Raw genomic sequence first — 14,605 nt, 5'->3', positions numbered from 1 at the left:
GCCCGAATCATGAAGAACACGATCAATCTGCCGTATGACGATGCCAGCTGCGGCTGGTACGCAGCCTTGCCTGCACAACCCGCCTGCACGCGCCTGTCCGGTGAGCAGCGGGCCGACTTCACCATCGTCGGCGCAGGGTTTGCAGGCCTGGCGGCCGCACGCCGCCTGGCAACGCATCACCCGCAAGCACGGATTCTGTTGGTCGATGCCCAACGGGTGGCTCACGGGGCTTCGGGGCGCAACTCTGGGTTTGTGATTGACCTGCCCCACAAATTCGCCCTGGAGCATCCGGACCCGGCACACAAGCAGCGCTTGCTGGGGCTCAATCGCGCCGCCATCGCGCAGTTGCAAGGTTTGGTGCAGAGCCGTGGGATCGATTGCCAATGGTCCCATGCCGGTAAGTATCAAGGTGCCGTCGGTGCGCGTGGCCTGGCTTACCTGGATCACTTCGAGCGGCTGATGAGCGACCTTGGCGAACCGTTTCGCCGGGTGGGTCCGGCAGAACTGTCCAGCGTCCTGGGCACCCAGCATTACAGTGGCGCGATCTACACCCCCGGCTGCTACCTGATGCAACCCGCGGCCCTGGTCACCGGGCTGGCGCGTTCGTTGCCGGAGAATGTCGAGTTGCTGGAAGAGTCACCGATCCAGCGCCTGGAGCGCGACGGCAAGGGCGGCTGGCTGTTGCATGGCAGCCAGGGGCTGATCCGCTGCCCGCAGGTATTGCTCGGCACCAGCATCTTCACCCAGGAGTTTGGTTATTTGCGTAACCGCCTGCTGCCGGTGATGACCTTCGCCAGTTGGACCCGACCGCTGACCGACAACGAGCTGGCGGCCTACGGCGGTCAGGTGGACTGGGGGCTGACCCCGGCGGACCACGCCGGTACCACGGTGCGCATGACCGAGGATCGTCGCCTGATTATCCGCAATACCTACAAACATGTGCCCAAGTATGGGCGCAGCACCAGCGATGCCATGCGCCTGGACGTGCGCGCGGCGCATCGCAAGGCGTTCCTGGCGCGCTTCCCGCAACTGGCCGAGGTGCCTTTCAGTCATACCTGGGGTGGGGTCTACGCGATCTCGCGCAACTTCACCAACTTCTTTGGCGAACTGGAACCGGGGCTGCATGCCTCGGCGTGCGACAACGGGGTGGGTGCGGCCTGGGGCACGATCTCCGGGACCTTGCTGGCCGATCTGGCGGTGGGCGCCGATTCGGCGCAGTTGAACGATATCCGCGCGGTGACCGGCATGCCGTCGCTCAACCCGCCGGAACCGTTTCTCGGCCTGGGGGTGCGCTCGCGCATTCGCCTGGCCGCCTGGAACAGCCGGAGTGAGTTATGAGCCCGCGCGTCCCAGGCAAGGCACGGGTGCTGTGCATCGACCAGCAGGACCTGACATTCACCGTGCGTGGTGGGCCGCCCGGAGCGGCCTATGTCGCCCGTGCCGTGAGCAACGAGGTGTCGCCGAACATCGGGGTGGGATTTGCCCGCTGGGAAGGGGCCGAGGTGCGGTGGACGGTGCTGTATGACGAGGTGATCTTCGTGATCGAGGGCTGTCTGCAGCTGCAGGCCGACGGTGAAATGTTCGAGGTCAGGCCAGGCCAGGTGTTGTGGATTCCTGAAGGCAGCGAGCTGGTGTATGGCGGTCATGCCTTGTTCGGCTACGTGGTGCACCCGGGCAACTGGAAAGAGCTGCACGGATTGGCGTGACGCCAACTTCCCTCCCTTGGACTTCTTGGAATCCGCACCGTGCTTGGACTGACGCGAACTTTCGGGGCCCTTTACCTGGCCAGCTTGTTGATGCAATTGGGCTCGACCCTGCTGATGACCTATCTGGCGTTGCGCTTGAGTGGCATGGGCGGGAGCGAGGCGGCCGGCGGTGCCTTGATGGCCGCCAATGCCCTGGGCATGGTCCTGGGCGGTTGGGTCGGGCGTTGGCTGATCGGCGCGGTTGGGCACATTCGTACCTATGCAGCGTGCGCCGGGATTATTGCCGCAGCGGTGCTGGCCCATGAATTCAGTCATTCACTGCCGTTCTGGCTATTGCTCAGGGCGCTGGTGGGGCTGGCGATGATGTGCCAGCTGATGGTGATCGAAAGCTGGCTCAACGATCAGGCCCGCACCGAGCAACGTGGCGCGGTACTGGCGCTGTACATGGTTGCCAGCTACGTCGGCATGATGCTCGGCCAGTTGGCCCTGACCCTCGATACCGGCTTGGGCATTCGTGCGCTATTGGGCGTGGCCATGGTGTTTGCCCTGTGCTCGGTGCCAGTGGCGCTGACCCGCAGCGCCCATCCCAGCGTGGTGCCCAGTGCGGCGATTGATGTGCGGTTGTTTGTGCGGCGGATTCCCCAGTCGTTGGTGACCGTCCTGGTGTCCGGGATGATCAATGGCAGTTTCTACGGCCTGGCTGCGATCTATGCGAGCAAGCAGGGACTCGATACGGCGCAGGTCGGGCAGTTCATGGCCTTGACCATCGGCGCCGGGCTGCTGGCGCAGTTACCGCTGGGCTGGCTCTCGGACCGGCTGCCACGGGCGAGCCTGATCCGTGGGGTGGCGGTGGTGCTTCTCGTGGCCAGCCTGCCGTTGGGGTTTAATCAGTCGCCCTCGTTCAGCACCGTGTTGCTGTTTGGCGCGGCGATTGGCTTCCTGCAGTTTTGCCTGTACCCGCTGGGCGTGGCGCTGGCCAACGACAATATGGAGGCAGGCTTGCGAGTGTCCCTCTCGGGCATGCTGTTGATCACCTTCGGCGTCGGAGCCTGTATCGGGCCGCTGGTGGCAGGTTTATTGATGGAATATGCGGGCGCCTCCAGCCTGTATTTTTTCCACGCCGGTTGTGCGCTGTTGCTGGCCTTGTGCGTGACCCAGACGCGAGTCAGCGGTCTGCACCTGAACCCGGACGCGCCCTTGCATCAACCGCTCACGCCGGATGGTCTGGCAAGTTCGAACTGGGTGGCGGTGGCAGAGCCGGTAGAGCAATCGGCAAGGCACTAAGTGCCGTCGCCAGGGAGGACAGCGACGGTTTTGATCGATGCGTTTTTCTCATGAATCGGTGACGAAAAATGGTTTGAAGGCGGGTGGGGTTTCCACCATCTTGCCAGTGGTAATTAGGATAAACACGCCTGGAATAATCATCGGATGAACAGCGTTGTTTTTCGGGGCTTTGAATAACCCGTCAAGCGCCTGACTCCAGAACACTCTCTACACCCTTATACAAAAACAAAAGGGGAATAAAATGCGTGCGCAATCTGGCATGTTGAAAGGCTTGAATCCGAAAGTGACGGTGGCTTCATTAGTTGGCGTGATCCTGTTTGTACTGTTTTGTGCCGTTCAAGATGAACAAGCGGCCAAGGCGTTTGAAACGGCCTCCGGGTTTATCCTGTACAACTTCAAGTGGTACTACATCACGTTGATCAGTGCTGTACTTGGGGTGCTGGCTTATATTGCCGTCAGTCGCTTTGGCAACCTCAAGCTGGGCGCCGACGAGGATGTGCCAGAGTTCAGCTTCGCGTCCTGGATCGCCATGCTGTTCAGCGCCGGCATGGGCATCGGCCTGATCTTCTGGTCGGTTGCCGAGCCTATGCTGCACTACGCCGACAACCCGTTTTCCAAGGGTTTGACCGACGAATCGGCGAGCATCGCCATGCGCATCACCCTGTTTCACTGGGGCCTGCACCCGTGGGCAATCTTTTCCATGATCGGCCTGGGCCTAGCGTACTTTGCCTATCGCCGGGGCTTGCCGCTGGCGCTGCGTTCGTTGCTCTATCCGTTGATCGGTAACCGCATCTACGGCTGGATCGGCCATGTGGTCGATATCATGGGTGTGGTGATCACCGCCTTTGGTGTTTCCCAGTCACTGGGCCTGGGTGTGGCGCAGATCAATACCGGCTTACATCAAGTGTTTGATGTCCCGGTGAGTATCGGCCTGCAGTTATCGATTATCCTGGTGGTCAGTATTCTCGCCTGCGTTTCCTTGCTGGTGGGATTGTCCAAGGGGATGAAGCGCATCTCCACCCTTAATATGTATTTGTCTTTCCTGTTAATGCTCGCGGTGCTGCTGTTAGGTCCAACCCGTTACATTCTGAACTTGATGTTCGAATCCACCGGCGATTATGTGCAGAACATCGTCGGCCTGAGTTTCTGGATGGATGCCCAGAAAGACAGCGAATGGCAAAACTGGTGGACCGCGTTCTACTGGCCTTGGTGGATGACCTGGGGGCCGTTTGTCGGCTTGTTCATCGCACGAATTTCCAAAGGCCGGACCATCCGTGAGCTGGTAGTGGGTGCGTTGATTGTGCCGACCATGGTCACCATCCTCTGGATGTCGGTCTTTGGTGGTGCTTCCCTGAAGCAGGAGCAACTCGATCGGCAAGCCTATCAGCAGTCGGTAGCGGCTCAGGAAGTGGTGCAGGAGCAAGCACCGTTCAGCGGTGGCACGGTGCTGTTGGCGACCAAAAAAGAAACCACGGCGGCCATGTTCACCCTGTTGCAAGTGCTCGATGGCCCTGCGGTCGGCGCGGCACTGTCGATCCTGGTCTGCGTGTTGCTCGGGGTGCACTTTGTCACCACCGCCGATGCCGGGACCCAGGTGTTGTGTACCTTGTGCGCATTGGGCAGCACCAATCCACCGAAGTGGATCAGGGTGCTCTGGTGCCTGTTGGAAGGCGCCATTGCGGCGGGGTTGTTATTGGCCGGCGGATTGAAAGCGATTCAAATGGCGAGTATTGCCGCAGGGTTGCCGATCGCCATGCTGCTGTTGGTCATTTGCTACAGCCTGATCCACAGCTTGCGCCAGGAGATGCCGGCCGTGGCCTACCGTACCCCGGCACCGCAGCCGAAATCGGAGCAGGACGCTGCGTTGGCAGAACGACGTGAACCTGAAGTGGTAACGGGTAAACGTGTGCCTTTTCCGGTAGCTGAAGCCTACTGATCAGAGCGGTTGTCGGGCGTTTTTCCACGCCCGATAAGCCTCTGGCAAACACCCCGCACACGGCCGGAAACCGGCCGCCAGGGCGGCTGCCTCATCGGCAAAAAACACCCGATGAATGACGTAGCCGCCCCGGGCGATGGCACGCAAGGCGCCTGGGCAATCCAGGCGACCGTAGATCTTCGAGCGCCGGTGGCCGCCCAACAGGCCGGGCACCGGGCTGGCGATCTTATGCCGTTGTTCGTTGAGCAGCCAGTAGGTTTTCATCCCCTGGGCACTCGCCACAAATACCACGCGGCAACCGTCCGATACGGGCTCCAGGCTTGGCCAAGGTCGAGCATCTGCTTGCGCGTGGGCGTTTGCTCCAGGCCCTTGAGGCGGCGGTAACCGTCGCGTACACCAAAGTCGTCGGCGGGCAGGATGTCCGAGCGTTCGAGGGTGTAGATCAGCAGCATCTCCACGGTCCAGCGACCAACCCCACGCAACGGCGTCAGGCGCGCAATCAGCGCCTCGTCGTCCATGGCTTGCGCCGTGGGGTAGTCCGGGACAACGCCGCTCAACGTGGCGCCAGCGATGCCCTGGATGGTCGCGATCTTGCTCGCGGAAAAACCGCAGCGGCGCAGGTCGTCAAACTCGCTGGCCAGCAACTGTGCAGCAGTGGGGAAGGGCTGCCCGGGGAACAGCGCGAGCAAGCGCCCGACAATCGCATCGCCGGCACGCACGTGCAGTTGCTGATAGGCGATCGCCCGCACCAGGGCTTCGTAGGGATCGCGCGTTGGCTGGGGTTGATGCAGGCATGGGCCGATGGCCGCGATATGCCGCGCCCAGTCGTCGTCGAGGGCGGCGAGGAACTGGCGGGCGCGGTGATAGGGCATGGGTCATCCGGGTCAGGAGTGAGGGGTTGGTGGACAGACTAGTCGTCCGCCCGCCACCGTGCACCCGGGGTCTTGCGCTCAAATTCGCAATGGCGCCTTGCTGCTCAGGCCTTGCTCGCAGCCAGGTACGCAGCAAGACGTCGGCCCATCTCGTCACCCAGGGCCTGCAAGGCACTCATCGGTCGCACCATCACTTCAAACTCGACGATTTTCCCCTCCTCGTTGAAGCGAATCATATCGATGCCCTTGAGTTGCTTGGCGCCGACCCGGGCACTGAATTCCAGCACCACATTCAATCCGTCGGCACTCGCCAGTTCGCGGTGGTAGGTAAAGTCCTCGAACACCTGGAACACCGTGTTGAGGATCATCGCCACCACCGGCGCGCCGGGGTAGGGCGTGTGGGCCATTGGCGAACGGAATACGGCTTCGGTAGCGAGCAATTCGGGCAGGGCGCGCAAGTCGCCCTTATCGAGCATGGCGTGCCACTGCGCCAGGGTGGCGGCGACGTTGGGATGCAGCTTGAGTTCAGACATGTTCGACTCCTGGGTTTTTATTGTTGTGCCGTCGCCCAGTGATGGCCTGGGCGGCGTGCTCTGCCCAGAGACTGTAGATCATCGGCCCGGGATGGAAACCGTCGACGGCCATCATCCCGGCCTCCGGGGCCAGGCTCAGGGTCAGCAGGCTACAGGATGGCTGGGCGGCGGTGAGGGTGGCCAGTCGTTGGTTGAAACGCCTGGCCCGGTTGCCCAGGTACCAGCGCAGAGGCTGGGGCAATGCCGGGAACAGATGCATCGGTGGCAGCGGGGAAATGATCAACTGTTGCACTGCGAACTTGTCCCTCAACAACCCCAGCAAGCGCTGTTGCCGCACCAGCCATTGATCGGCGCCAAGGCTGCTGGTGACATCGTTGACCCCAATGCCCAGCACCGCCACGTCGAAGGGCTCCGCGTCCTTGGCTTCGAGCAGCTCCAGCAGGCCTTGGGAATCCAGCCCGGTCTGTGCCCAGAGTTGCCAGCTCACCTGGAAGTCTGCAGCCAGCCGTCCAACTAGTTGCCCGCTCAGGGCCTGGTCCTGGGTCGCGGCACCCACCCCGGCGACGGCCGAATCCCCGACTATCAGCAAGCGCAGGCGCACACCATTGCCGGTCAAGCCCTGGCGTGCACCGCTGGCTTCCGGCAACCGCGGGGTGACCCGCCGGACGTAGAGACCTTGCAGTAGGAGCAGGGGCCCCAGCAGCAGTTTGCTCAAGGGTTCAGACATGTCCGAGGCTCACGTCCGACGCGCCATCAACAGCACACTCGCCGCCGCCAACAGCCCGGCGCAGCAACGGTTGAAAATCCGTTTGCCACGGGGTTGGCAGGGGCGCGGGCGTCCATCCTGACTTTCGTAGCACTGAGGAGCAGGCTTTCGATCCATAAACTTCATCGGCGAGTGAAAATTGTCGGTCATGTGGGGTTGTTGTACGCAACACTGCTAACCGCTCAGAGCAGGTCATCATCGGCCCAGATCATTGAGGGGCGCCGTACGCGGCTAAAAATGCATCTGTCGCTCTGGTAGCTGTGTCTTTACAAACGTTTGGTCAAATCCTTGCATCGTGGAAAACAGGAAAAGATCAAGCCACTCGGATTCCAGCAGCGCGCGCAGGTGTAGGGCTGCTACTCGCGAATCCGCTCGGCGGAGTTTCCCTGTGTCCATATTGTAGTGGTCAAATGAAACCGGACACCCATTTAGGTGCATTCGTAACTGCTTTCCTTGCAGCCTTCACATAGCCCATCGGGATCACCGGCGCCTGCGCCCTTGTCACAGCGGTGTAGATGAAGGCGTGAGACAGCGCCTGTGATTTGCGCAACGGCACGATCACTCGCCTAACGCTGGTTGCTCAGGGCACTGTCCAGTGGCTTCAGTTCAAGGCCTGGAGGTGTCTACCGTTCAGGGGGTAGTCCAACCTGCCTTCAAAAGTGTCTACGAAACTAGAGGCGATTCATTTCGCCTTGAATGAATCGCTTCATTAAGACAGGCCTTGCGATGAACTCGATGGGATCACCGCAAGGCAAATGGCCGCGTCTGTACAGGTACTGTGTCGGCCTGAGCAACTCATTGCCGCGATGACAGCCGCTGATGCAACACACCCTGTGGACTGAACAATGTCAGTTGATCGTCATCCACAGCCAGCAGCGCAGAAAGGTTCACGCGGTCTTCACGAATCGCGCTACTGAAATGCTTTAGTTCAGCATCCGCGACGCTCACCAGCCCACCATTACCAACCACCACCACGCGGCCATCGACCAACTGGATCAAGGCGGTGATCGCCTCCTGGCTGCCGCTGTCCAACTCGCGCCAGGAATCGCCGCGGTCTTCGCTGAGCAGCACCCGCCCGCTCATGCCAGCCAGTAGCACGCGGCCGTCGCGCAATGTGATGCCGCTCCATAACGAGCCACTGACGCCGGTATGCAACGTCTCCCATGTCACACCGTTGTCGCGCGAGCGGTACGCGTTGCCGCCCTCCGCGGCGATGAACAGGCTGCCATCCGGTGCGCAGAAGATGTGATTGAGGTGATAGTCATCATCGTTCGCACCCAGGCTCAGGCGTTGCCAGCTCTGACCACCATCCTGGGTCTCGCTGGCGTAGCCATAGGCGCCGGTGACTATGCCGTGGCGGGTGTTCTCGAACCAGACGGAAAGCAGTACGGGTTTGTCTTCCAGGCGCTGCTGCAGAGTCCAGTTTTCGCCAGCATCGCTGGTGTGCAACAGCACTCCTCCGTGACCGACCGCCCATCCATTTTGCGCGTCGGCGAAACTAACCGCGGTCAGCAGCGTATCGACAGGAACCACCCTGGCTTGCCGCCAGTCCTGCCCCCCGTCGGAGAGCGCCACGACGCCATAATCGCCCACCGCGACCAGGCGCTCGCCGGCCTGGCTCACCGCCACCAGCGGGGCGTGTTGTGCTTGGGCTTGGCGCATGGCGGGAGTCCGTTCAGCGGCACGGCTGTAGAGGACCATGTTGGCGCCTGCCAGCAAGGCGCAAACCAGCAGCAAACGCACGGGAGTGAAGTCTCTCTTGGGCATTTCGTGTCCTCCAATCAGTGCGCAACCAGAGGCGCGCAAACCGGCCCCCGACGCGGAATCAGCACATCAAGCATCACTGCGATGGCCGGTAACAGGGTAATCGCCATCAGCATGTTGACCATGAACATGAAGGTCAGCAGCAGCCCCATGTCAGCCTGGAACTTCAGCGCCGAGAACGACCAGGTGGCCACACCGATGGACAGGGTGATGGCCGTGAAGATGGTCGCCACGCCGACCTCGCGCAGCGCCAGCTTGAAGGCGTTGGCGATGTCCAGCCCCTCAGCCAGGTGCAACTGCAGACGGTTATAGATGTAGAAGGCGTAATCCACGCCGATGCCGACCGCGAGCACCATCACCGGCAAAGTGGCGACAGTCAGGCCAATATCCAGGGCCTTCATGAAGCAGTAACCGAGAAAGGTGGCCAAGGTCAGCGGCAGGCAGCAGGCGACCATCGCTCGCCAGTCGCGGTAAACCACAAAGACCAGCAGCACGATGGTCAGGTAGACGTAGAGCATCATCGGCAGCTCGGAGCTTTCGACGATCTCGTTGGTGGCCGCCTGCACCCCGGCATTGCCACTGGCGAGGCGCACGTTTACCCCCACCATTGGGTGCTCGGCGCGGTATTGCTGAACGGCCTCCACCACGCTTTTCAGGGTGCTGGCCTTGTGGTCGGCCAGATACAGGTTGACCGGCAGCAAGCTGCAGTCTGCGTTGTACAGCCGCAGCCCCTCGGGTACCTGGCGTACCGCTTCACCGAGTGACAGCTCATCCGCCGGTAGCGCCACCCATTTCGGATTGCCCTCGTTGACTCCGGAGGCCGAGAGCTTGGTCAGTACAGGCAACGACTGCGCCGAGAGAACACCCGGCACATTGGCCAGGTACCAGGTCAGCCGGTCGATGTAGGCCATCACCTCGTGCTGATAGCAGCTGTTCTTCGGCGTTTCCACCGCGACTGTGAAGAGATCCAGGCCGAGACCGAAATGGCTGACCACGCTTTCCACGTCTTTGTTATAGCGCGAGTCGATATGCAGCTCCGGCGCGCCCGGCAGGACATGGCCAACATGCCGACCCTGGCTCTGCCACACGGCGGCGACCAGCAGCACCAGACACAGCACCGCCCCGATTGCCGCATTACGCGTCTCGGCGATGCGCCCGAGCTTGAGCATGGCGCCGTCACGCCCGCGGCGAAGTCGATCGACGCGTGTCACATAGGTCTGATCGAAACGGAAATAGCTGGCCAGCACCGGCAGCATGATCAGGTTGGTGACTATCTTGTAGGCCACCCCAACCGAGGCGGTGATCGCCAGTTCGCGAATCATTGGGATTGGCACCAGCACCAGCGTAGCGAAGCCGACGAAGGCGGTGATCAGCGCCAGCGTGCCGGGAATCAGCAAGCCGGAGAAGCTGCGGCGCGCGGCGGTCATGCCATCGGCGCCGGCGCAGATCTCCTTGGAGATGAAGTTGACCTGCTGCACGCCATGGGACACGCCGATGGCGAACACCAGGAAAGGCACCAGGATTGCCAGCGGGTCGAGGCCGAAGCCGAGCAGCGTGATGGTGCCGAATTGCCAGACCACCGACACCAGCGAACAGCACAGCGGCAGGAAGGTCAACGCCCAGGAGCGGGTGTACCAATAGACCGCCAGCACGGTGAGCAGGAACGCCAGGGCGAAGAAACCCATCACCGACGTGGCGCCAGCGCCGATGTCGCCCATCTGCTTGGCGAAACCGATGATTTGCACCTCGTATTGGTCGTCGCCGTACTTGGCCCGCACTTCGTCCTCCAGGCGCTGGCTGAACTCCAGGTAGTTCAGGCGTTGGCCGGTCTGCGGGTCAGGATCGGCCAGCTCGGCCAGCACCATGGCCCCGGAGTAATCGTTGGCCACCAGGCTGCCGACGAAGCCGCCGACCAGGGTGCGCTCACGAATGCCGGCGATGGCCTGGTCGTTCAGAGTGGCCACGGTGACGTCGCCCCCCACCACATCCTCGGCCTTCATGCCCTCTTCGGTAATCTGTACCGCGCGGGTGTTCGGGGTCCACAGCGAGGTCACCGTGCGGCGGTCGATGCCGGGCATGAAGAACAGGGTCTGGGTCAGGTCGTTAAGCTTGGTCAGCGCCTCCTTGTTCCAGATATCGCCGTCCTTGGCGTGCAGCACCACGATGATGCGATTGGCGCCGAACAGCACGTCGCGGTACTGGTTGAAGGTCTTGATGAACTCGTGCTGCTGCGGCAGCTGCTTGTCGAAGCCGGCAGACATGCGCAGCTGCGCGGCGAAGCCGCCCATCACCAGGGTAATCAAGGCCAGCACGCCGAGGGTGGCAAGACGATGACGGAAGAAGAAGCGCTCGAGGCCGAGCACCAGGGAAGTCAGCATGGTTATGCCTTCCTGAAATTACCAAGCGAACGGAGCAGGGCGGGACTGGCCCGCCTTGCGCCGGCGGTCAGAACGAGTAGGAGATGTTGCCGCTGATGAAATCGCGGTCAGTCATCAGGTTGTTGTCGCCGCCGCCCCAGTACTGCACCCACTGCAGGCCACCCTTCCAACGGTCGCGGTAGTTGAACAGCAAGGCGCTGGTCAGCGACTTGCGGCCCTCGACGAACGGCGATGCGTTCGGCGTGGTGCCGTTGACGTCGTGGTAGAAGTCCAGCTGCGGCGTGAGGGTGATACCGCTACCGAACGCATTCGGGTAGTTGATGCCCATCTCGGCGACGTAGCCCCAGGAGGTTTTGTCCGGCAGTGAATAGTCCGGGAGCAGGTATGGCGTCTCGCCCGAGGTGTCCAGATCCGGGTAGTGGGTGACGACCGCCTCGGTCAGCAGGAAGCCGTCGGAGGCGCCCAGGCTCCCTGGAATGAAACCCAGCGGGTCGCTAGCCGAGAAGCTGTAGACGGCATTCACATGTGCCTGCCATTTCTTCTCTTCGACATAGCCCTTGCTGACGCCGTTGTCGTACACGCTGAATTCATTGAACCGGCCGGTGAAGGCCGCGCCAAAGGGGACCAGAGGGTCGATGCTGACGCTGTCGTTCGGCCGGTAGGACAGCTCCGCGCCGACCGCTACCGGTCCGACCATGGTGTTCATCGACAGGCCGAACAGATTCTTGTCTTCGCCATAGTTGATGAAGTAGTTGTCGACCAGCAGGGTATCGGGGGAGCGGGTGGCCGTGTAGCCGACGAAGGGCAACTTGTCATGGTAGCGCTGGTAGAACACGCCGAACTCGGTCTCGATCTCCTCCGCCGTCCAGCGCAGGGCGATGCCGTACTGCCCACTGTTTTTCGCTTCATGCCTGCCGGCGTAGGGAATCGCCAGCCCCGTGGCGAACATCTGCTCGTCGCTCAGGCCGCTGATGCCTGGCGCGCCGCAGCGTCCCGTGGGCGTCAGGTCGGCGCAAGTCAGGCCGAGCAAGGGGCTGTAGACATTGTTGACGAAGCTGGTCGAGAGGTAGATCGGCAGATTGCCTTCACCCACCACATCGCTCCCCGAGTAGTAGGTGCCCACCGGGTCGATGCCATAGGCGTTCCACTTGAACTGGTAGTAGGCCTCAACGCTGAGGGTCTCGCTCAGCCCGAGGTTGAACGAAGCCATAGGTGCCGGGATGAACACCTCCTTCAATTGGGTGCCGGGGGTGTGGTAGTTCGCAAGGTTGATGGCGTTGATCTGGTTGATGCCACCGGTCACGAAGATTTCCTCGCCCCAGCTGATCACCTGGTTGCCGACCTTGACCTTGGCTGGCATCTCACCCAGGTCGAAACTCTTCGCCACCCAGAGGTCGAGCAACTCCAGGCGCTCGGTGGCTTCCCGCTTGGCGTCGTCATCCAGTTCGGTGTTTCGGGTGTCATCCATCTTGAAGTCTTTCGCCCAGGCGACCCGGCCGAGTGCGCTCCAACCCTCACCGAGTTTCAGGCTCAACTCATGGTTGCCCTTGATCACGTGCGAGAAGACATCGTGCTTGTTGTAGTTGAGGTTGCCATCGTCAGCATTGCTGTAGCTGATATCGGCGTTGGCGTAGCCATTCCCTTTGCTCAGATTGTAGAAGCGCCCGGTCTGAGTCTGGGTGCCGTTGTTACAGCCACCGCTATCGCCGCCGAGGATATGGCAGTCCTGCGACTCCAGGCGCTGCGCGAAGCCATAGGACAGACTCGAATCCAGGCTGCCGGATATCCCCGCGTCCGAGCCGAAGCGAAACGCGTGGCCCGGCGCGCTCCAGACCAGGCCGCAGGCCGCCATCATCAGCAGGGTCAGGTTGTTTTTGACACGCGGGAAGCCCGGCGCGGCAGGGGCCGCGCCTTTATTTTTGTTATGCATGAGCTTTTCCTCAGGTCGGACTTAACGTTCGCCGCGGCGACGCAGTTCGTCGGAGTTGAACATCTTGTCGTTGACCCGGCCTTCGAGGCCTGCGGTCAGGTCGAGCACCTTGCCTTCCTGGGTAAAGCCGTCGGCGATGTAGCGACGGGCGATCAGGTCATAGCTGACGTACTCGATGGAGGTGCATGCCTGGATCTGTGGATTGGCCCAGACGCTGCCTTCCTGGGCACGCCAAAGATTGCCCTTGGCGTCGAACATATCGACATGCAGCAATGCCCAGCTGTCCTCGTCGAAGTAGAACACCCGCTTGGCCAGGGAGTGACGCTTGTCAGCTTTCACCGTTGCCTCCACCACCCAGACCCGGTGCTGCTCGTAACGCTGCACGTCACGATTGAGGTAGTCCTGACCGATCAACTGCTCATAGCGGTTCGACTTATCGACCAATTTGTAAGAGTTGTACGCAACAATCATTTCCTTTTTGCCGACCAGCTTGTAGTCGTAGCGATCGAGCGCACCGGTGTACATATTGATCTGGTCAACGTAGTAGAGGCTGTCGGAGCCAGCAATCGGGTTGTCGTAGGCAAAGGAGGGGGCACGCCGCACGCGGCGTTGGCCAGGGAAGTAGATCCAGGCATCCTGCGGCTTATCCAATTGTGCATGCACCAGGTACATCTCCCCCGCCCGGGACGAGGGTGAAAGCAGGTCATACATCAGCTTGGCTTCGATATTGCCGGTATCTGCCGGGGCTTTTACGGCCGGGTCGTTATAGGGGTAGAACTCGTAGGATTTTTGCTCGACTTGTGTCAGCGTCCCCCCTTTGTCCCGCATCAGAAACGCGGCATCGAATTGCCGACCCTTGGCGATGTAGCGCAATTTGTAGTTCCACATCGCCTCGACACCGCTGGCCGGTAGCGGAAACGGAATCGCTTCGCCGGCCGCGGCTTCCAACTGCCAACCGTCAGCGCCAACCTTGCTCTGTGCGGCGAATTGTTTGGTGCGCTGCGCCACGGCGTCCGGGAAGGTGCAACTGCGATGGGTCGGATAAACGTCCACGCGGTAGCCGGGATAGGCCTTGATCAGTTCAATCTGTCCGGCGGGCAACTTTGCCTGATGTTGAGCGAGATTCTGTGCATTGACGCTGAAAAGCACCTTGTCAGCCCCATAGGGGTCACCATGGCCGGGCTCCCAGCCAGCCGGGGCACGGGCCAGGCCTCCCTCCCAGGCCGGGATGCTGCCATCCACGGTGCCAGCCCGCTCCGCACCGAAGGGGGTGAGTTTTTTGCCGAGTTGCTCCAGTTCAGCTGAAGTGGCCGCCTGTGCCGTGCTCAGGCCCCAGCATGCAAGCAGGGCGCTAAACAGCAAAGTCCGTTTGAACATGCTATTCACGAGGTGTCTCCTATTATTGTTAGAGGTCGGAGCGCAGGGCTGGGCGGCGT

General features: G+C 61.5%; 12 protein-coding genes and 1 pseudogene. 4 read left to right on the top strand and 9 right to left on the bottom strand.

Annotated features, from left to right (window positions below; all coding sequences use genetic code 11):
• Positions 1-9: 9 nt before the first annotated feature.
• From ACM6IP_RS02060 to ACM6IP_RS02045, 4 genes are all read left to right on the top strand, one after another.
• Entirely contained in the window at positions 10-1,338 is a 1,329-nt protein-coding gene (locus ACM6IP_RS02060) for an FAD-binding oxidoreductase (RefSeq protein ID WP_320332507.1), read from the top strand.
• A complete protein-coding gene (locus tag ACM6IP_RS02055; protein ID WP_401126861.1) occupies positions 1,335-1,706 on the top strand; it encodes an ethanolamine utilization protein EutQ in 372 nt (123 codons plus the stop codon). Before ACM6IP_RS02060 ends, ACM6IP_RS02055 begins: the two co-directional genes overlap by 4 nt.
• Positions 1,707-1,745: 39 nt before the next feature.
• Positions 1,746-2,990: an MFS transporter gene (locus ACM6IP_RS02050; protein ID WP_414860854.1), complete on the top strand. Its 1,245-nt coding sequence runs from the start codon at positions 1,746-1,748 to the stop codon at positions 2,988-2,990.
• A gap of 241 nt (positions 2,991-3,231) precedes the next feature.
• Positions 3,232-4,926 carry a BCCT family transporter gene (locus ACM6IP_RS02045; RefSeq protein WP_414860853.1) on the top strand — a complete coding sequence of 565 codons (1,695 nt, stop codon included), beginning with the start codon at positions 3,232-3,234 and terminating at the stop codon, positions 4,924-4,926.
• On the opposite strand, the gene ACM6IP_RS02040 is transcribed toward ACM6IP_RS02045, so the two are convergent.
• The 9 genes and pseudogenes from ACM6IP_RS02040 to ACM6IP_RS02000 all read right to left on the bottom strand — a co-directional run bounded on the left by ACM6IP_RS02040 (position 4,927) and on the right by ACM6IP_RS02000 (position 14,546).
• Positions 4,927-5,190 carry an Ada metal-binding domain-containing protein gene (locus tag ACM6IP_RS02040; RefSeq protein ID WP_414860852.1) on the bottom strand — a complete coding sequence of 88 codons (264 nt, stop codon included), beginning with the start codon at positions 5,188-5,190 and terminating at the stop codon, positions 4,927-4,929.
• Complete coding sequence (locus ACM6IP_RS02035; protein ID WP_414860851.1) at positions 5,187-5,798, bottom strand: DNA-3-methyladenine glycosylase family protein; 612 nt, start codon at positions 5,796-5,798, stop codon at positions 5,187-5,189. Before ACM6IP_RS02035 ends, ACM6IP_RS02040 begins: the two co-directional genes overlap by 4 nt.
• A 104-nt stretch (positions 5,799-5,902) precedes the next feature.
• The gene (locus tag ACM6IP_RS02030; RefSeq protein ID WP_095170735.1) at positions 5,903-6,331 is read right to left on the bottom strand and encodes a nuclear transport factor 2 family protein; all 429 of its coding nucleotides are present in this window, start codon (positions 6,329-6,331) and stop codon (positions 5,903-5,905) included.
• Positions 6,324-7,058 carry an SGNH/GDSL hydrolase family protein gene (locus ACM6IP_RS02025; protein WP_320332505.1) on the bottom strand — a complete coding sequence of 245 codons (735 nt, stop codon included), beginning with the start codon at positions 7,056-7,058 and terminating at the stop codon, positions 6,324-6,326. Before ACM6IP_RS02025 ends, ACM6IP_RS02030 begins: the two co-directional genes overlap by 8 nt.
• 9 nt (positions 7,059-7,067) lie before the next feature.
• A pseudogene (locus ACM6IP_RS02020) lies at positions 7,068-7,154 on the bottom strand (LysE family translocator); the annotation flags it as partial.
• A 738-nt stretch (positions 7,155-7,892) separates the two neighbouring features.
• Entirely contained in the window at positions 7,893-8,864 is a 972-nt protein-coding gene (locus tag ACM6IP_RS02015; protein WP_414860850.1) for a YCF48-related protein, read from the bottom strand.
• Positions 8,865-8,878: 14 nt separating this feature from the next.
• Positions 8,879-11,239: an efflux RND transporter permease subunit gene (locus ACM6IP_RS02010; RefSeq protein ID WP_414860849.1), complete on the bottom strand. Its 2,361-nt coding sequence runs from the start codon at positions 11,237-11,239 to the stop codon at positions 8,879-8,881.
• Between the two features lie 67 nt (positions 11,240-11,306).
• The gene (locus ACM6IP_RS02005) at positions 11,307-13,169 is read right to left on the bottom strand and encodes a DUF1302 domain-containing protein (protein ID WP_414860848.1); all 1,863 of its coding nucleotides are present in this window, start codon (positions 13,167-13,169) and stop codon (positions 11,307-11,309) included.
• Between the two features lie 21 nt (positions 13,170-13,190).
• Entirely contained in the window at positions 13,191-14,546 is a 1,356-nt protein-coding gene (locus tag ACM6IP_RS02000) for a DUF1329 domain-containing protein (protein WP_159996671.1), read from the bottom strand.
• Positions 14,547-14,605 lie beyond the last annotated feature (59 nt).

The sequence above is a fragment of the Pseudomonas sp. IT-P176 genome (assembly GCF_949767245.1).
In the GTDB taxonomy this organism is placed as follows: domain Bacteria; phylum Pseudomonadota; class Gammaproteobacteria; order Pseudomonadales; family Pseudomonadaceae; genus Aquipseudomonas.
This window is presented reverse-complemented; position numbering and strand designations above follow the sequence as displayed.